Source organism: Pseudacidovorax intermedius, from assembly GCF_001476815.1.
Lineage (GTDB): Bacteria > Pseudomonadota > Gammaproteobacteria > Burkholderiales > Burkholderiaceae_C > Xenophilus > Xenophilus intermedius_A.
The window spans coordinates 56,588-73,217 of sequence record NZ_LDSL01000051.1; the positions used below are offsets into that span (position 1 = coordinate 56,588).

16 protein-coding genes and 1 tRNA gene are annotated in these 16,630 nt (G+C 68.7%); 10 read left to right on the forward strand and 7 right to left on the reverse strand.

From position 1 onward, the window contains the following. Positions 1 to 6: 6 nt before the first annotated feature. The 4 genes from NS331_RS07830 to NS331_RS07845 form a co-directional block, all read right to left on the reverse strand. On the reverse strand, positions 7 to 1,140 hold the full coding sequence (locus NS331_RS07830) for a TIGR03364 family FAD-dependent oxidoreductase (protein WP_058641443.1): 1,134 nt from the start codon (positions 1,138 to 1,140) through the stop codon (positions 7 to 9). Positions 1,141 to 1,151: 11 nt separating this feature from the next. Then, on the reverse strand, positions 1,152 to 2,852 hold the full coding sequence (locus NS331_RS07835; protein WP_058641444.1) for a putative 2-aminoethylphosphonate ABC transporter permease subunit: 1,701 nt from the start codon (positions 2,850 to 2,852) through the stop codon (positions 1,152 to 1,154). A gap of 164 nt (positions 2,853 to 3,016) precedes the next feature. After that, entirely contained in the window at positions 3,017 to 4,183 is a 1,167-nt protein-coding gene (locus NS331_RS07840; RefSeq protein WP_082702333.1) for a putative 2-aminoethylphosphonate ABC transporter ATP-binding protein, read from the reverse strand. Next, the gene (locus NS331_RS07845; RefSeq protein WP_058641445.1) at positions 4,183 to 5,220 is read right to left on the reverse strand and encodes a putative 2-aminoethylphosphonate ABC transporter substrate-binding protein; all 1,038 of its coding nucleotides are present in this window, start codon (positions 5,218 to 5,220) and stop codon (positions 4,183 to 4,185) included. Before NS331_RS07845 ends, NS331_RS07840 begins: the two co-directional genes overlap by 1 nt. Before the next feature lie 157 nt (positions 5,221 to 5,377). Between NS331_RS07845 and NS331_RS07850 the strand changes: the two genes are divergently transcribed. The 3 genes from NS331_RS07850 to NS331_RS07860 are packed head-to-tail and all read left to right on the forward strand — an operon-like array spanning position 5,378 to position 7,540. Then, on the forward strand, positions 5,378 to 6,097 hold the full coding sequence (locus NS331_RS07850; RefSeq protein WP_058641446.1) for a phosphonate utilization associated transcriptional regulator: 720 nt from the start codon (positions 5,378 to 5,380) through the stop codon (positions 6,095 to 6,097). A 7-nt stretch (positions 6,098 to 6,104) separates the two neighbouring features. Continuing rightward, the gene (locus NS331_RS07855; RefSeq protein WP_058641447.1) at positions 6,105 to 6,677 is read left to right on the forward strand and encodes a phosphonate degradation HD-domain oxygenase; all 573 of its coding nucleotides are present in this window, start codon (positions 6,105 to 6,107) and stop codon (positions 6,675 to 6,677) included. Then, positions 6,674 to 7,540 (forward strand): EamA family transporter, encoded by an 867-nt coding sequence (locus NS331_RS07860; protein ID WP_058641448.1) that lies wholly within the window; start codon positions 6,674 to 6,676, stop codon positions 7,538 to 7,540. Before NS331_RS07855 ends, NS331_RS07860 begins: the two co-directional genes overlap by 4 nt. Positions 7,541 to 7,571: 31 nt before the next feature. Here NS331_RS07860 and NS331_RS07865 read toward each other — a convergent pair whose 3' ends face one another. After that, on the reverse strand, positions 7,572 to 9,866 hold the full coding sequence (locus NS331_RS07865; RefSeq protein WP_058641449.1) for an arginine/lysine/ornithine decarboxylase: 2,295 nt from the start codon (positions 9,864 to 9,866) through the stop codon (positions 7,572 to 7,574). A gap of 135 nt (positions 9,867 to 10,001) precedes the next feature. On the opposite strand from NS331_RS07865, the gene NS331_RS07870 reads away from it, so the two are divergent. From NS331_RS07870 to NS331_RS07880, 3 genes are all read left to right on the forward strand, one after another. Beyond that, complete coding sequence (locus tag NS331_RS07870) at positions 10,002 to 10,427, forward strand: NfeD family protein (protein WP_058641450.1); 426 nt, start codon at positions 10,002 to 10,004, stop codon at positions 10,425 to 10,427. Between the two features lie 219 nt (positions 10,428 to 10,646). After that, the gene (locus NS331_RS07875) at positions 10,647 to 11,573 is read left to right on the forward strand and encodes an SPFH domain-containing protein (RefSeq protein WP_058641451.1); all 927 of its coding nucleotides are present in this window, start codon (positions 10,647 to 10,649) and stop codon (positions 11,571 to 11,573) included. A 15-nt stretch (positions 11,574 to 11,588) separates the two neighbouring features. Then, positions 11,589 to 11,679 (forward strand) — tRNA-Ser (locus tag NS331_RS07880). 147 nt (positions 11,680 to 11,826) lie between these two features. On the opposite strand, the gene NS331_RS07885 is transcribed toward NS331_RS07880, so the two are convergent. Next, entirely contained in the window at positions 11,827 to 12,615 is a 789-nt protein-coding gene (locus tag NS331_RS07885; RefSeq protein ID WP_058641452.1) for a helix-turn-helix domain-containing protein, read from the reverse strand. Between the two features lie 104 nt (positions 12,616 to 12,719). Here NS331_RS07885 and NS331_RS07890 point away from each other — a divergent pair, with 104 nt between their 5' ends. From NS331_RS07890 to NS331_RS07900, 3 genes are all read left to right on the forward strand, one after another. Then, the gene (locus NS331_RS07890) at positions 12,720 to 13,082 is read left to right on the forward strand and encodes a nuclear transport factor 2 family protein (protein WP_058641570.1); all 363 of its coding nucleotides are present in this window, start codon (positions 12,720 to 12,722) and stop codon (positions 13,080 to 13,082) included. Continuing rightward, positions 13,079 to 13,873, forward strand: a complete 795-nt coding sequence (locus NS331_RS07895; protein ID WP_058641453.1) for an alpha/beta fold hydrolase — start codon at positions 13,079 to 13,081, stop codon at positions 13,871 to 13,873. Before NS331_RS07890 ends, NS331_RS07895 begins: the two co-directional genes overlap by 4 nt. Positions 13,874 to 14,164: 291 nt before the next feature. After that, positions 14,165 to 14,605 carry a DUF995 domain-containing protein gene (locus NS331_RS07900; protein ID WP_058641454.1) on the forward strand — a complete coding sequence of 147 codons (441 nt, stop codon included), beginning with the start codon at positions 14,165 to 14,167 and terminating at the stop codon, positions 14,603 to 14,605. An 87-nt stretch (positions 14,606 to 14,692) separates the two neighbouring features. On the opposite strand, the gene NS331_RS07905 is transcribed toward NS331_RS07900, so the two are convergent. After that, positions 14,693 to 15,496 carry an IclR family transcriptional regulator gene (locus tag NS331_RS07905; RefSeq protein WP_242873688.1) on the reverse strand — a complete coding sequence of 268 codons (804 nt, stop codon included), beginning with the start codon at positions 15,494 to 15,496 and terminating at the stop codon, positions 14,693 to 14,695. Between the two features lie 129 nt (positions 15,497 to 15,625). Between NS331_RS07905 and NS331_RS07910 the strand changes: the two genes are divergently transcribed. After that, the gene (locus NS331_RS07910; RefSeq protein WP_058641456.1) at positions 15,626 to 16,579 is read left to right on the forward strand and encodes an MBL fold metallo-hydrolase; all 954 of its coding nucleotides are present in this window, start codon (positions 15,626 to 15,628) and stop codon (positions 16,577 to 16,579) included. Positions 16,580 to 16,630: the final 51 nt, after the last annotated feature.

Here is a 16,630-nt window from a genome sequence, read left to right on the forward strand (position 1 = left end):
CTGCAGCTACCAGCTGGCAAAGACTTCCTCCGCGATGCCGAAGGCCGTGCTGGCGCCGGTGCCGCTGGTGACCACCACCAGCCGCGTGGCGTCGTCCGGCGCATCGATCAGGCAGTCGGTGCTGGGCGAGGAGGGATAGGTGCCCACCCAGCGCTGGGTGACGGTGTAGTCGGGCAGCTTGAGCGCCTCTTGCATGTGGCGCAGCATCAGCGCATCCACGTGCGTGTCGGCAAAGGGTTCGAGCACCGGGCCGTAGTGGTGGGAATCGCCCACCACCAGCGAGCCATCGGCGCTCTGCACCACGATCAGGTGGATGCCGTGGGCGAGCGACTCGCCCTCCTCCGCCTCCAGCTGCGCACGCAGCGCCTGGGCCGCCGGCAGCTGGCTGTAGCCGTGGTAGCGCACGAGGCTGAGGTCGGCCATGACCGAACCGGGCAAGTGAAAGCCCGCCGGCGGCTGCACGCGCAGCATGTGCAGCTGGCACAGCCGCAGCCCGTGCGGCGCCAGACGCTCGGCGAACAGGCCGTTCAGCTCGATGTTGGTGCAGACGGCCACGCGCTCCGCCTGCAGCAGCGCCCGCGAGGTGCGCACGCGCGGCGTGGCCACCTCCATGACCTGCTCGCCGAAGCGGAAGACCACGCCGTGCGCCTCGGCCAGCCAGGCCGCGAGCAAGCCGATGGCGGTGCGCGATTCCACGCGTGCCTCGTGCGGGCTGTGGAGCACCGCGCGCGCCGGGCCGTGGTGGCTGTCCAGCCGCAGGGCGGGCGCGCGACGGGCGGCCTCGGCCACGTCCAGCAGTTCGCAGCCGGCGGCCATCTCGGTGGCCATGAACTGCTCGAGCACGGCCAGTGCCTTGTCGCGGAAGGCCGTGAGATACAGGCCGCGGTGGACGATGTCGATGCCCGCCTGCGGTGCCACCGCGCCCCACACCTCGCGGGCGCGGCGCGCGCGGCGCCAGGTGTCGCCGGCGCCCTGCCCCGTGACGGTGAGGAAGCCGAAGTTGCGGATGGAGGCGCCGATGCAGGCCGCGTCCTTCTCGACGACGCAGACCTTGAGGCCCCGCTGCGCCGCGGTATAGGCATGCGCCAGCCCGACGATGCCGGCGCCGACGACGATGAGGTCGAAGTGGGTGTTGCTCATGAGGAGGGAATTCAGCGCCGGCGCCAGCGTTGGGTGCGCCGTTCGACCCAGCGGCCCAGCAGCAGGTACAGCAGCGTGACCACGGCCGAGGTGCCGGCGATCAGCACCGCCATGGCGGCCGCCGCACCGGTGTCGCCGGCCTCGTCCAGGTTGAGGATGGCGACCGACGCCAGCCGCGTGTCGGGCGAATACAGGAACACCACCGCCGAGATGGTGGTCATGGCGTTGATGAAAAAGTAGCGCGACACGTCCAGCAGCACCGGCAGGCAGATGGGCAGCGTGACCCGGCGCAGCGTGGTGAACATCGACACCTTCAGCGAGGCCGACACGGCCTCGAACTCGCCGTCGATGGCCTTCAGCGCCGTCACCATGGTCAGGTGGCCCGTGGTGTAGAAGTGCACCACCGTGCACAGCACCAGCAGCGCCAGGGTCTGGTAGAGCCCGTTGAGGGGGTTCCACGGCGCGTTGAAGAAGAAGATGTAGCCCAGGCCCAGCACCAGGCCGGGCACGGCCATGGGCAGCATGGCCATCAGCCGCACCACAGGCCGCAGTGCGTCCAGCCCCCGCGTCTTCTCGAGCACCCAGGCGCCCAGGAACACCAGTACCGTGCCCGCCACGGCCGTGCAGGCGGCCAGCAGCACGCTGTTGAGCACCGCACCGCCCAGCTCTGCATCGACGATGCCGGCGGTGTAGTGGTCCAGGCTGGGCGTCAGGTTGTAGGGCCAGAATTTGGCGAAGGAGGCGAACACCGCCATGCCGAACATGGCCAGCATGAGTGCGCACACCAGCAGGCAGTAGGCCGTCATCGCAGCGTCGAAGCCGCGCGCGGGCCGCGGCACCAGCGCCACGGCCCGGGCGCCCAGCATCGCGGTCTGGCGACGCTGCACGAAATGGTCCACCGCGAAGGTGAAGGCCGCCGGCGCCAGCAGCAGCAGTGCCACCACCGCGCCGCGCTGGAAGTCCTGCTGGCCGATCACCAGCTTGAACACGTCGGTGGCCAACACGTTGAAGTTGCCGCCCACCACCTTGGGAATGCCGAAGTCGGTGATGACCAGGGTGAAGACCACCAGCGAGGCCGAGATCAGCCCGTACTTGGCGCCCGGCAGCGTGATGGTGAAGAAGCGCCGCACGGTGCGCGTGCCCATGGCGTCCGCCGCCTCGTACAGCCGTGCGTCGGCCAGCGACAGGGCCGTGACCAGGATCATGAGCGCATGCGGAAAGGTGGCGAAGCATTCGGCCAGCACGATGCCGGGTGCGCCGTAGATGCCGTCGAAGCCCAGCGCCTGCCACAGTCCGCGCGCCGCGCCCTGGTTGCCGAACCAGTAGATCAGCGAGATGGCCGACAGCAGCGAGGGCGCGAGCAGCGGCAGCAGCGTGATGCTGCGCAGCAGTCCCTTGGCCGGCATGCAGCTGCGCGTGAGCGCATAGGCGAAGGCGAAGGCCAGCGGAATGACGATGACGGTCACCAGGGCCGACACCCAGACGCTGTTCCACAGGCTGCCGAGCAGCGCGGGCGAGGCCAGGTAGCTGCGGAAGTGCTGCCAGCCGGATCGGCCTTCGGCCTCCTGCAGGGCCTGCGACAGGATGGCGCCCAGCGGCAGCAGCAGGCCGACGAGCAGCAGCAGGGCCACGGCGACCAGCACGCCGTGCGCGGCGCGCTCGGTCCAGTGCACCTGCAGCCGCACGGGCGGAAGACGGACGGCGGCTTCCATGGTCAGAAGGTGTGAATGAATCGGGCATGGCCGAGCGGGCTGCGAAAACGCGCCCAATCAAGGCGCAACGCGCAGCCATAGCTCGGGCTATGGCGAGCATTTGCAACGCCGAGTGGGCGTGTTTTGGCAGGACGAGCGGACATGGCGGGTTCGTTCATACCTTCTCAAACCTCGGGGGCCGCGAAGACGCGCAGGCGGTCCAGCCGCAGGGCGAAGCGCAGGCGACGCCCCTCCTGCACGCCGAACTCGTCCATCTGGTTGAGCGAGAACTGCATCTGCAGCGGCCCGGGCAGGCCATCCACCACCAGCTCGGCCAGGCAGTTGCCGCCCAGGAACTCGATCTGCGCCACGGTGCCGGTGCACAGGCCGGGATGGTCGGGCGCGAAGCCGGTCATCGCCCGGTCTTCGGGCCGCAGATAGAGCATCACCGGCCGGCCCGGCCGGAAGTCGGCGCCGTGGTCCGCATCGACCTGCCAGCGCCGGTCGCCGCAGCGGAACCAGCGCTCGCCCTCGGCCACGGCCGGCAGGCGGTTGACCTTGCCGACGAATTCAGCCACGAAGGGCGTGGCCGGCTCGCGGTACACCTGCAGCGGCGTGCCCACCTGCTCGATGACGCCATGGTTCATCACCACGATGCGGTCGGCGATGGACAACGCCTCTTCCTGGTCGTGCGTCACCATGATGGTGGTGACGCCCAGCCGCCGTTGCAGGGCACGGATCTCGTTGCGCAGGTGCACGCGCACGATGGCATCGAGCGCGGACAGCGGCTCGTCCAGCAGCAGCAGCCCGGGCGAGGCCGCCAGCGCACGCGCCAGGGCCACCCGCTGTTGCTGGCCGCCCGACATCTGCGCCGGGTACTTGGCGCCACTGCCGGGCAGGCCGACGAGCTGTAGCAGTTCGTCGACCCGTGCCGCGATCTCCCGGCGGGGCCGCCGCTGGTTGACCAGGCCGTAGGCCACGTTGTCGGCGATGCTCAGATTGGGAAAGAGCGCATAGGACTGGAACACGATGCCGTAGTCCCGCCGCGCCGGCGGCAGCCGCGAGATGTCAACGCCGCCCTGCGCTAGGCGGCCGCCCGTCTGCACCTCCAGCCCCGCAATGATGCGCAGCAGCGTGGTCTTGCCGCAGCCGGAGGGGCCGAGGAAGCACACCAGCTCGCCCTGCGCGATCTCCAGGTCGATGGACTCCAGCGCCGTGAAGGCGCCGAAGCGTTTGTGGACGCCTTCCAGCCGCAGGTAGGCGGGCCGCTCCGTGGCCTCCACCAGGGACAGCGGCGCCGGCGCAGCACCCACGCTGCGCTCGGCCGCATAGGCGCGCGCCGGCGCGTTCATCACTTCTTCGCCTCGCTCTTGGCGTCGTAGCGGCGCGTCCACTCGGCCAGGATGCGCTCGCGGTTCACGGCGGACTTTTCGAAGTCCATCTTGACCAGTCGTGCCTCGTAGTCGTCGGGAATGCCGGCCAGCTTGGGTGCCACGCCGGGCTGCGCCGTCAGGGCGAAGTTCTTGCCGTAGAGCAGCATCGCGTCCTTGGACGTGGCCCAGTTCGCCAGCTTCTTCGCGGCCTCCAGCTTCCTGGTGCCCTTGTAGATGCCGATGGCTTCCAGGTCCCAGCCCAGGCCCTCCTTGGGGAACACCAGTTCGATGGGCGCGCCCTTGGCCTTGTTGGTGTAGCCGCGGTATTCGAAGGAGATGCCCGCCACGTACTCGCCGGCCGCGGCCATGTTGCAGGGCTTGGAACCGGAGTGCGTGTACTGCGCGATGTTGTCGTGCAGGGCGTCCATGTACTTCCAGCCGCCGCCCTTGCCGTTGTCGTCGCCCCAGAGCTGCAGCCAGGCCGCGACGTCGAAATAGCCGGTGCCCGACGAGGCCGGATTGGGCATCACCACCTGGCCCTTGTACTCGGGCTTGGTGAGGTCCTTCCAGCTGGTGGGGACGGGAATGTTCTTCTTCTTGGCCTCGACCGTGTTGAAGCAGACGACGGCGCCGAACACATCCATGCCCACCCAGGCGGGCGGGTTCTTCTTGTCGCGGTACTGCGGCATGACCGCATCGAGGTTGAGCGGCGCATAGGGCTCGAGCATGCCCTGCTTGTCGAACAGCGCCATGCTGGAGGCCGCCACGCCCCACACCACGTCCGCCTGCGGGTTGGCCTTTTCGGCCAGCAGCTTGGCGGTGATGACGCCGGTGGAGTCGCGCACCCACTTGATCTCAATGTCGGGCTCCACCTTGTTGAAGGCGGTCTGGTAGGCCTTGAGCTGGTCGGTCTCCAGCGCGGTGTAGACCGTCAGCTGGGTTTTCTGCGCGAAGGCCGCGCCGGTGGCGGCCAGGCCGATCAGGGCGGTGGCGATGGTCTTGACGGAAAAGTGCATGAGCAGGCTCCTCGGGAAATGACCGGGCGAATGTGCCGCCGCGAAACGACATCTTCGTGACACGGTCGCCAAGCAAAATCAGGGCCTGCTTCGTCACTTTGTCTATTGTCATTCGTAGATCGTAGACAATCTTCACTCTGAAACCTACCATCGCGCCATGCCCGCCGCCCCCGCCAAGAAGGTCTCCACCCATCCCGTCATCGCACAGCTTCAGTGCCATTCGCTCGCGAATGTGGTGCAGACGGAGATCGAACGCCTGATCCTGGACGGCACGCTGGGCCCCGGCGCCAAGCTCACCGAGGCCACGCTGGCCGACCAGCTGGGCGTGTCGCGCGGACCGGTTCGCGAGGCCTTCCGCATGCTGGAGGAAGGCGGCCTGGTGCGCACCGAGAAGAACCGCGGCGTCTTCGTGCGCGACGTGCCCATCGAGGAAGCGCTGGAGATCTTCGAGGTGCGCGCGGTGATGGACCTCTACGTCGGCCGCAAGCTGGCCGAGACCGCCACCCCGGCCCAGGTGCGCGAACTGCGCCAGCTGGTGGAAGCCATGGACCAGGCCGTGAAGGCCGGCGATGCCAAGGACTACCACCGCTTCAACCTCGCCTTCCACGACCGCCTGCTCGAGCTGGCGGGCAACGCCAAGCTGGTGGCCACCTACCGCAAGCTGGTGAACGAGCTGTCGCTGTTCCGCCGCCAGAACCTCAACGACGAGTCGATGGCGGTGTATTCCCGCGAGCACCGTGCCATCCTCAAGGCCATTGCCTCGGGCGACCCCGATGCGGCCGGGCAGGCCATGTACCAGCATGTGATGAACAGCCGCGAACGCACGCGCGCGCATTTCGAGAAGAAGCGCCACGCCGCCGCGGCAGCCGCTTCCTGAGGCCCTCATGGTCACGCTGAACGACATCGAGGCCCTGTTCGCCCGCCGCGGCGGCGAGCAGTACAGCGGCGAGCCCGTCACCCAGCTGCAGCATGCGCTGCAGACCGCCTGGCTGGCGGAGCAGGAGGAGGCGGACGACACGCTGGTCACCGCGGCGCTGCTGCACGACATCGGCCACCTGCTGAACGACCAGGGCCAGACGCCCACGCTGCGCGGCATCGACGACCGGCACCAGTTCCATGCCCTGCCCTTCCTGCGTGGGCTCTTCGATGCGCGCGTGCTCGACCCCATCGCCTGGCATGTGGATGCCAAGCGCTACCTCTGCGCCACGCGGCCGGACTACCGGGCCGCCCTGTCGGAAGATTCCCGGCGCAGCCTGGTGCTGCAGGGCGGCGTGTTCGACGATGCCCAGGCCGCGCTCTTCATCCAGCGGCCGCACGCCGCCGAGGCCGTGCGCCTGCGGCTGTGGGACGACCGCGCCAAGCAGGCGGACTGCGCCACGCCCGGCCTGCCCCACTACCTCGCAAGGGCGCGCCGCTGCGTGACCGCGCTTCCGGGCGCCTCGGCCGCGCCCGCATGACACTGACCGGTCCGGTCGTCCTGGCCGTCCTGTTCGCCGCCCTGCTCCATGCGAGCTGGAATGCGCTGATCAAGTCCGCCACCGACAAGTCGCTGGACACGGCCCTGATCCACAGCCTAGGGCTGGTCGCCGCCCTGCCCATCCTGCTGTTCACGGGCCTGCCGGCAGCCGCGTCGTGGCCCTACCTGGCGACGTCCACGGTCATCCACGTCGGCTACTACGTCGCGCTGTCTGGCGCCTACAAGCACGGCGACCTGGGACTGGCCTATCCGGTGATGCGCGGCAGCGCGCCGCTGCTGGTGGCGCTGAGCAGCCTGGCGGTGATGGGCGAGCGGCTGTCCAGCCTGGCCTGGCTGGGCGTGGCGGGCATCTGCGCCGGCGTGCTCACGCTCGGCCTGTCGCGCGGCCATGGGCAGCCGGGCGGCCACCGCGGCAAGGCCCTGGGCTTCGCGCTCGCCAACGCCTGCATCATCGCGCTCTACACCGTGGTCGACGGCCTGGGCGTGCGCGCCAGCGGCAATGCGGCGGCCTACGTCGGGCTGCTCTTCGTCTTCGACGGCCTGCCCTTCCTGGCCCTCGTGATGTGGCGCCGCGGCCCGCAGGGCCGGCCCGCGGCACTGCGCTACATGGCCGGACGGCTGCACGTCGCGTGGCTGGGCACGCTGGCCTCCCTGGCGAGCTACGGCATCGCGCTGTGGGCCATGACGCGGGCGCCGGTGGCGGTGGTGGCCGCGCTGCGCGAAACCTCGGTGCTCTTCGCGGCCCTCATCGGCACGCTGTGGCTGCGCGAGCGCTTCGGCCTGCAGCGCGCCATCGGCACCGCCGTGGTGGTGGCGGGCGTGATGGCGCTGCGCTTCGGCTGAGCGCCACGCGCTCTGCCGCAGCGGTCCGGGCTCAGCGCTTGACGCAGTCGGCGTAGTAGCGCTTCTTGCCCTTCTCGTCGATGCGGGCCACCAGGCCGTGGATGTCGGTTTCGAAGCCGGGGCACTCCAGGTTGAACTGGCGCGCGAACTTCAGGTAGTCCACGATCTTCTTGTTGAAGACCTCGCCCGGGATCAGCAGCGGAATGCCGGGCGGGTACGGCGTGATCAGGCTGGTGGTGATGCGGCCTTCCAGGTGGTCGATCTCCACCCGCTCCGTCTTGCGGTGCGCGATGTGGGCGAAGGCCTCGCTGGGCTTCATCGCCGGCTCCAGGTCCGACAGGTACATCTCGGTCGTCAGGCGGGCGATGCCGTACTTGGCATACAGCTCGTGCACCCGCTGGCACAGGTCGCGCAGGCCCATGCGCTCGTAGATGGGATGCTGCTGGCAGAACTCCGGCAGGATGCGCCACATCGGCTGGTTGCGGGCGTAGTCGTCCTTGAACTGCTGCAGCGCGGTCAGCAACGTGTTCCAGCGGCCCTTGGTGATGCCGATGGTGAACATGATGAAGAAGCTGTAGAGGCCCGTCTTTTCCACGATCACGCCATGCTCCGCGAGGAACTTGGTGACGATGCTGGCCGGGATGCCGGTGGGCGCGAACTTGCCGTCCAGGTCCAGGCCGGGCGTGACCACGGTGGACTTGATCGGGTCCAGCATGTTGAAGCCGTCGGCCAGCTTGCCGAAGCCGTGCCAGTTGCGCGCCCCGTTCTTCTTGCCGCCGTTGCCGCTGCGGCTCTCGCCCTTGATGATCCAGTCGTCGGCGCGGCCGATGCCTTCCTCGACCAGGTGCTCCGGGCCCCAGACCTTGAACCACCATTCGTCCTTGCCGAATTCCTCTTCCACCTTGCGCATGGCGCGGCGGAAGTCCAGCGCTTCGAGGATGCTCTCTTCCACCAGCGCGGTGCCGCCGGGCGGCTCCATCATGGCCGCGGCCACGTCGCAGCTGGCGATGATGGCGTACTGCGGACTGGTGGACGAATGCATCAGGTAGGCCTCGTTGAAGAGGTCCCGGTCCAGCTGGCGGTTCTGCGAATCCTGCACCAGCACATGGCTGGCCTGGCTGATGCCGGCCAGCAGCTTGTGCGTGGACTGCGTGGCGAACACCAGCGATTCCTTGGGCCGCGCGCGGCGCTTGCCCATGGCGTGGTACGGCCCGTAGAACGGGTGGAAGGCGGCATGCGGCAGCCAGGCCTCGTCGAAATGCAGCGTGTCGACGTAGCCGTCGAGCAGGCCCTTGATGGTCTCGGTGTTGTAGATCACGCCGTCGTAGGTGGACTGCGTGAGCGTCAGCACGCGCGGCTTGACCTTGTCGGCGTCCACGTCCTTGAGCAACGGGTTGGCGCGGATCTTGGCCTTGATGGCCTCGGGCTCGAACTCGCTCTTGGGAATCGGCCCGATGATGCCGTAGTGGTTGCGCGTGGGCTTCATGAAGACCGGAATCGCGCCGGTCATGATGATCGCGTGCAGGATGGACTTGTGGCAGTTGCGGTCCACCACCACCACGTCGTCGGGCGCCACCGTGTGGTGCCACACCATCTTGTTCGACGTCGACGTGCCGTTGGTGACGAAGAAGCAGTGGTCGGCATTGAAGATGCGCGCCGCATTGCGTTCGCTGGCCGCCACGGGGCCCGTGTGGTCCAGCAACTGGCCCAGCTCTTCCACCGCGTTGCAGACGTCAGCGCGCAGCATGTTCTCGCCGAAGAACTGGTGGAACATCTGGCCAATGGGACTCTTGAGGAAGGCCACGCCGCCCGAGTGCCCCGGGCAGTGCCAGGAGTAGGAGCCGTCTTCCGCATAGTCGATCAGCGCCTTGAAGAACGGCGGCTGCACCGTCTCGAGGTAGCTCTTGGCCTCGCGGATGATGTGCTTGGCCACGAACTCCGGCGTGTCCTCGAACATGTGGATGAAGCCGTGCAGCTCGCGCAGGATGTCGTTGGGCAGGTGCCGGCTGGTCTTTGTCTCGCCGTAGATGTAGATCGGCACGTCGGTGTTCTTGCGCCGCACTTCGCCGATGAAGTTGCGCAGGTTCAGCACGGCCGGGTCGAGGTCCGGACCGATGCTGAATTCCTCGTCGTCGATCGACAGGATGAAGGCGCTGGCCCGGCTCTGCTGCTGCGCGAACTGCGACAGGTCGCCGTAGCTGGTCACGCCCAGCACCTCGAAGCCTTCGCTTTCGATGGCCTGCGCCAGGGCGCGGATGCCCAGGCCCGAGGTGTTCTCGGAGCGGAAGTCCTCGTCGATGATGACGATCGGAAAGCGGAATTTCATGGGCTGTCGGGCTCCGGCTTTTGGGGGGTGCGCAAAGAAGGCGCGAAGTGTAAGGAATCCAGATGACGGTCGCGTCACGCGGCGTGCCCCAGAATGTGGGGCTGTCCGCCACCCCTTCGCTGTAGGAACTCCGCCATGGCTCATTCGACTCTCTGGTGGTTGCTGGCCGGCGCGGCCGTCGCGCTGGAACTCGTCTCCGGCACCATCTACCTGCTGCTCACGGCCATCGCCTTCGCTGCGGCCGCCGTGTCCGCGCACCTGGGTGCGGCCGTGCCGGTGCAGTTGGTGGTGGCCGCGGCCGTCGGTGTGGCGACCGTGGGTGCCTGGTACCTCAAGCAGCGTGCCCGGCCCGCCGGGCCGCCGCCGCAGGCCAGCCCGGACATGAACCTGGACATCGGCGAGCGGGTGCAGGTCGACGGCTGGGGCGCCGACGGCACGGCGCTCGTGCGCCACCGCGGCGCGCAGTGGACGGCCGTGCTGCGCACGGGCAGCACCGGCTTGCCGGGCCCGCACCGCGTGGTCGAGTTGCAGGGCAACCGGCTGGTGCTGGAGCCGCTTTAAGAAGGTGTGAACGAACCCGCCATGTCCGCTCGTTCTGCCAAAACACGCCCACTCTGCGTTGCAAATGCTCGCCATAGCCCGAGCTATGGCTGCGCTTTGCGCCTTGATTGGGCGCGTTTTGGCAGCCCGCTCGGCCGCGCCGGATTCATTCCCACCTTCTGAGCCTGCACACTAAACACCGCCCTGCGGAACCTTCCAACCTCAACGCATCGAACCGCCATGGAAATCGCCATCGTCATCCTGGTCATCGCCGTCATCTTCATCTGGCAGTCCATCAAGTTCGTGCCGCAGCAGAACGCCTGGGTCCGCGAGCGGCTGGGCAAGTACCACAGCACCATGACGCCGGGACCGAACTTCCTGATCCCCTTCATCGACCGCGTGGCCTACAAGCACAGCCTGAAGGAGATTCCGCTCGACGTGCCCAGCCAGATCTGCATCACGCGCGACAACACGCAGCTGCAGGTGGACGGCATCCTGTACTTCCAGGTGACGGACCCGATGCGCGCGAGCTACGGCTCGTCCAACTACATCGTGGCCGTGACGCAGCTGGCGCAGACCTCGCTGCGCAGCGTGATCGGCAAGCTGGAGCTGGACAAGACTTTCGAGGAGCGCGACATCATCAATGCCCAGGTGGTGGCCGCCATCGACGAGGCAGCGCTGAACTGGGGCGTGAAGGTGCTGCGCTACGAGATCAAGGACCTCACGCCGCCCGCCGAGATCCTGCGCGCCATGCAGGCGCAGATCACCGCCGAGCGCGAGAAGCGCGCGCTCATCGCCGCTTCGGAGGGCCGCCGGCAGGAGCAGATCAACATCGCCACCGGTGAACGCGAGGCCTACATCGCCCGCTCCGAGGGCGAGAAACAGGCGGCCATCAACAACGCGCAGGGCGAGGCGGCGTCCATCACCGCGGTGGCCGAGGCCACGGCCGTGGCCATCGAGCGCATCGCCGCGGCCATCCGCCAGCCGGGCGGCGAGCAGGCAGTGCAGCTGAAGGTGGCCGAGCGCGCCGTCGATGCCTACAGCAAGGTCGCTGCCGATGCGAAGACCACGCTCATCGTGCCCAGCAACATGACCGACACCGCCGGCCTGATCGCTTCTGCGATGCAGATGGTGCGAACCGGCCGCAGCGGCACAAATCCGGGTTAGAATGGCGGGCTCCACGGAGCGGTGGATGAGTGGTTTAAGTCGCACGCCTGGAAAGCGTGTGTGGGTTAATAGCCCACCGCGGGTTCGAATCCCGCCTGCTCCGCCAGAGATCCTAGACCCGTTGTCACGCAACGGGTTTTTTCTTTTGGGCTTTCGACAGGGTGTCTTCCGGGGCGGGGCCCCATTCACTGGAAAGCTTGCGCCTGGGGCTCGCGTCGCATCGAGTTCTGCAGCCCCCCGGTGACCGCCACGGTCAGGCCCGTTCCAGCAACACCCTGCGCGTCGCTTCATCCGCAGGATAGAAGCACTCGAGCGTGAGTTCGGCCAATGTCACGTCGGTCGCCGTGCCGAAGACGCTGGTGGTCGACAGGAAGGACAGCACCCCCTCCCCGGCCGGATCGCGGACGACCAGCGGCACCGCGATCCGGGCAACCGGCCCGGGCGGATGGCGGCTGGCCGGACACGGCAATGCGCTCAACTCGTCGTGCAGCGCCGCAAGGACCGGATCGGCGCAGCGGTCGACCTCGCCTTTCAGTCGGGCCAGGACGTGGTGACGCCATTCGGCCAGGTTGACGATGGCGCCCGCAAGTCCGAGCGGATGGAGGGTGGCGCGCAGGACGTTGACGGGCGCCACCCGCAACTGCGGATCCGCACCGGCCAGCAGCGCCTCGGCCGCCGCGTTGGCGAGCACCAGATTCCAGTGGCGATCCACGGCCAGCGCGGGGAAGGGAGACTGCGCCGCCAGCACACCCTGGACCGCCGCCCGCGCGGCGGCCATGTCCGGCGCATCCATGGGGCTCTCGCGATGCACCGGGGCGAATCCGGCCGCGACCAGCAACTCGTTCTGCGCCCTGAGCGGCAGGGCCAGCGGCTCGGCCAGGCGCATCAGCAGGTCGCGGCTGGGCGATGCCCGCCCGCACTCAATGAAGCTGAGGTGCCGAGTCGACACCTCCGCCTCGCAGGCCAGATCGAGCTGGCTCAGCCGCCGTCTTGCACGCCAGTCGCGCAGCAGGCCGCCGACCGTGTGGGCTTGCGTCTCCATGTGCCCATGCTAGCGCGCAGGCGCCGCGCGCCCATTACCTCCGAGGTCATCGCTTTCCGCAGGCCGGTTCACCACACTGGATGTCCCTCAACCAGGAGCTGAACATGACCGATGCACACACCCTTGCCGATGACTATCTGGCCTTGTGGAACGACGCCGACGATGCCTCGCGCGGCCGTCGTCTCGCCGCGCGCTGGCGCACCGATGCCCGCTATGCCGACCCGATGATGCAGGGCGAAGGCCTCGACGGCATCGCCTCGATGATTTCGGCCGCCCGCGCGCAGTTCCCCGGGCATGCGTTCACCCGCCGCGGCACGCCGGACACGCACGGACGCTTCGTGCGCTTCTCCTGGTCGCTGGCGCCTGACGGCGGTGCCGCCGTGGCGGCGGGGACCGATGTCGTGCGCCTGGATGCCGACGGCCGCATCGCCGAGGTGATCGGCTTCCTCGATGGCGCCGCGGCATGAGCGGCGCCTTCATACCGCGCGGCGACGGCCACGCCCTGCATGTCCGCGACTGGGGCGACGGGCCCCCAGTGGTGCTGCTGGCCGGGTGGGCCATGGACGGCCGCATCTGGGGCGAGACCATGCTTGGCCTCAATGCCGCCGGGCTGCGCACCATCGCCTACGACCGAAATGGCCACGGCCGGTCCACCGACCGTCCCGGCTACGGCTACGACGCGCTCGCCGATGACCTGGCCGCCGTGCTGGAAGGCCTGGATCTGCGCGGCGTCACGCTGGTGGCCCATTCGGGCGCGGGCGGCGAGGCCATGCGCTACCTGGCGCGCCATGGTCGTGCGCGAGTGGCGCGGCTGATCCTCGTCGGCGCGACCGGTCCTCGCGTGATCGGCCAGGGAGGGATTACGGCCGAGATGGTGGCGTTGCTGTGCAGGCAGCTCGGCAGCGACCTGTCGGGCTGGATCGACGCCAACATCGACCCCTTCGCACCCGGCGCCTCCAGGCGCACCAACGACTGGATGGCCGCCATGGTGCTGGACTGCTCGCGGCGTGCGGTGGTCGAGTTCCAGCGGACCATCGCCCACAGCGACCTCTCGTCGGATGCGGCGGGGCTCGACGTGCCGGTCACCGTCATCCACGGCGATCGCGACGTTTCCGCCCCGCTGGACCTCAGCGGACGCGTCTACTCGGACATGATCCCAGGCGCAGAACTCGTCGTTTACGAGGGTGCGGCGCATGGCGTCATGGTGACGCATGCGGGCCGGCTGGCCGACGACATCGCGCGGCGGGCAACGCGATGATCGCGTCCAGCATCGCGCAGGCAACTGCACCGGGATGACGCGAGCGCGTGGCCTGCGTCCCACGTGCAAGTCATGGCCATGCACCGAAGTTGTCGGCTATCCGCCTGCATTGCCGCGCCGAGCAAGTCCGATCGCCCACGCCATTGCCCCAACGTTCCGCAGGCCGCATCGCCATAACTCATCTGAGGTATGTCAACTTCCCGTGTTTATGTAAACATTCGTTCACGTGTGAGCAAGGTTTATTGAACAGGAGTCCGGCGGGTGATGGTCGACGGGTGGTTGATGTGGGGATTGCTTTCCGCCTTCATCGGCGCGGTCGTGGTGGGCAGCGCGGCCGGGGCGGGCCTCAATGGCCGCACGGCCACGCTTTCCACGCTCGCGCGCAAGGGCCGCCGGCTGGACGCCGATGAAATCCAGGCGCTGGTGCGCACGGGCGCCCGCGTCGTGCGCTGGCATCCGGACGGTTGCTTCCAGAGCTGGACCAACCTGCCGCATGGACAACTGATCGCCAACAGCAACGACAGCATGACCTGGGGCCGCGGCCGATGGCAGCTCAAGGGCGAGACCTTGTGCGTGGAGATCGACTGGATCCATCGCGAGTCCGGCCTGACGGCCCACGAGGCCGGCTGTTACGCCTTCTACGTCTGGCGGGGCAAGTACTACTATGGCCCGTCGGAGGAGCCGGCGGCGGCCAGGGACAGCCGGTTCGGCGAGATCCAGTTCAGCCGCTGAACGCGCTCACCGGATCGCCGGCACAAGCGCAACAGCAGGCTCAAAGCATCGGGGTCAGCCGCCCGGCCGGCGGCTCCAGCGCCGATTTCAAGCCTCTTCCCCGCCCGCTTCGCCCGTGAGCCGGTGCGTGATGCGGCGCGCGGCCCGCGCCACCGCGCGCGGCGTCTCGCCGTCCCAGGCGCTGGCGAGCCGGTCCTGGTGGTCGGTCACGGTGATGACGAGCGCCGGATGGCCGTGCAGGTCCAGCACCGGCGCGGCGAAGGCATTGACGCCGGGAATGGGCCGGCCCACCGCCCGGGCCACGCCCCGGCGGCGAAGCTCGTCGCGCAGCACCGCCAGTTCTTCCGAGCGCGACGCCAGCGCGCTGGCCCCGGTCGCCTGCCCGAGTGGTCCAGCAATGGCCAGGCGCAAGGCCTCGAGCGGCATGGAGGCGGCAAAGGCGCGGCCGGTGGCGGTGTCGAAGAGCGACAGCACGCTGCCCACCCGCAGTGCCACATGCAGCGGTTGCCGCGCCTCCGCCAGCCGCACCACCGTCGGCCCGAAATTGCCCCACACCGACAGCGCGACGGCGTGGCCGGTCTGCGTCGACAGAGCCTGCAGCACGGGCTCGGCCGCCTTGAGCGGATCCAGCCGCTGCAGGCAGGCCAGGCCCATCTTGAGCGCCGCCGGCCCCAGGTCGTAGCGGCCGCCCGCGTCCTGCTCCACCAGGCCCAGGCGGCCATAGCTCACCAGGTACGGATGCGCCCGTGACGGCGTGAGTCCGGCCGCGGCGGCCAGGTCCTTGAGGCTCATGGCACCTGCGCCGTCGGCCAGCGCGAGCAGCAGGCGGCCGCCCACCTCCACTGACTGCACCGCGCGCTGCAGCTTCTCTCCGTTCTCTTCGGCCGGCACGGTCGGCGGTTTCGATGTCGCTCTCATGGAGCAAACGAGTTTGACACAGGAAAACCGCCTGCCTATATTCGCACCCAGCAAATCCGTTCGCCTTTTGCGAACCACGATATCCCACGGAGACACGTATCCATGAGCAAGACCTTCGCATCCGCCGCCGACCTGGAAGACAAGAAGGTCAGCTTCACCCAGTTGTCCGAGCACGCCTGGGCCTACACCGCCGAGGGCGACCCCAACACCGGCGTGATCATTGGCGACGACGCCGTGCTGGTGGCCGACACCCAGGCCACACCCGCCATGGCGCAGGACGTCATCCGCCGCATCCGCGAGGTGACCGACAAGCCGATCCGACACGTGGTGCTGACCCACTACCACGCCGTGCGGGTGCTGGGCGCCTCGGCCTACGGCGCCCAGCAGGTCATCGCCAGCCAGGACACGCACGACCTGATCGTGGAGCGTGGCGAGGCCGACAAGGCCAGCGAGATCGGCCGCTTTCCGCGCCTGTTCCGCGACGTCGAATCCGTGCCCGCCGGCCTGACCTGGCCGACGATCACCTTCACCGGCCGCATGAGCCTGTGGCTCGGCAAACTGGAAGTGCAGCTGCTGCAACTGGGCCGCGGCCACACCAAGGGCGACACCGTCGTCTGGCTGCCGGGCGAGAAGACACTGCTGTCGGGCGACCTGGTCGAGTTCGACGCCACCCCTTATGCCGGCGATGCCTACTTCCGCGACTGGCCCGCCACGCTGGACAACATCGCCGCCCTCGGCCCGCGCGCGCTGGTGCCCGGTCGCGGCCCGGCGCTGCTGGGGGAGGCCCGCGTGCAGGCCGGCCTGGCCGCCACGCGCGACTTCATCCGCGACCTGTGGGCCTGCGTGCAGGAAGGCGTGGCCGCCGGCAAGGACCTGCGTGCCACCTACGAACACAGCTTCGCCACCCTGCAGCCCAAGTACGGCCACTGGGTCATCTTCAACCACTGCATGCCCTTCGACGTGACCCGCGCCTATGACGAGGCCACGCAGCACGCGCACCCGCGCGTGTGGACCGCCGAGCGCGACCGCCAGATGTGGGAAGCGCTCGAAGGCTGATCGCCCGAGCGTCGCAGCACCCGACAGGGCCGCAGCGCGAGGCGCACGGCA

What these genes read in the sequence shown, in the direction of transcription:
- NS331_RS07830 (WP_058641443.1), bottom strand. Translation starts at nt 1,140, where the DNA reads ATGAGCAACACCCACTTCGACCTCATCGTCGTCGGCGCCGGCATCGTC.
- NS331_RS07835 (WP_058641444.1), bottom strand. Translation starts at nt 2,852, where the DNA reads ATGGAAGCCGCCGTCCGTCTTCCGCCCGTGCGGCTGCAGGTGCACTGG.
- NS331_RS07840 (WP_082702333.1), bottom strand. Translation starts at nt 4,183, where the DNA reads ATGAACGCGCCGGCGCGCGCCTATGCGGCCGAGCGCAGCGTGGGTGCT.
- NS331_RS07845 (WP_058641445.1), bottom strand. Translation starts at nt 5,220, where the DNA reads ATGCACTTTTCCGTCAAGACCATCGCCACCGCCCTGATCGGCCTGGCC.
- NS331_RS07850 (WP_058641446.1), top strand. Translation starts at nt 5,378, where the DNA reads ATGCCCGCCGCCCCCGCCAAGAAGGTCTCCACCCATCCCGTCATCGCA.
- NS331_RS07855 (WP_058641447.1), top strand. Translation starts at nt 6,105, where the DNA reads ATGGTCACGCTGAACGACATCGAGGCCCTGTTCGCCCGCCGCGGCGGC.
- NS331_RS07860 (WP_058641448.1), top strand. Translation starts at nt 6,674, where the DNA reads ATGACACTGACCGGTCCGGTCGTCCTGGCCGTCCTGTTCGCCGCCCTG.
- NS331_RS07865 (WP_058641449.1), bottom strand. Translation starts at nt 9,866, where the DNA reads ATGAAATTCCGCTTTCCGATCGTCATCATCGACGAGGACTTCCGCTCC.
- NS331_RS07870 (WP_058641450.1), top strand. Translation starts at nt 10,002, where the DNA reads ATGGCTCATTCGACTCTCTGGTGGTTGCTGGCCGGCGCGGCCGTCGCG.
- NS331_RS07875 (WP_058641451.1), top strand. Translation starts at nt 10,647, where the DNA reads ATGGAAATCGCCATCGTCATCCTGGTCATCGCCGTCATCTTCATCTGG.
- NS331_RS07885 (WP_058641452.1), bottom strand. Translation starts at nt 12,615, where the DNA reads ATGGAGACGCAAGCCCACACGGTCGGCGGCCTGCTGCGCGACTGGCGT.
- NS331_RS07890 (WP_058641570.1), top strand. Translation starts at nt 12,720, where the DNA reads ATGACCGATGCACACACCCTTGCCGATGACTATCTGGCCTTGTGGAAC.
- NS331_RS07895 (WP_058641453.1), top strand. Translation starts at nt 13,079, where the DNA reads ATGAGCGGCGCCTTCATACCGCGCGGCGACGGCCACGCCCTGCATGTC.
- NS331_RS07910 (WP_058641456.1), top strand. Translation starts at nt 15,626, where the DNA reads ATGAGCAAGACCTTCGCATCCGCCGCCGACCTGGAAGACAAGAAGGTC.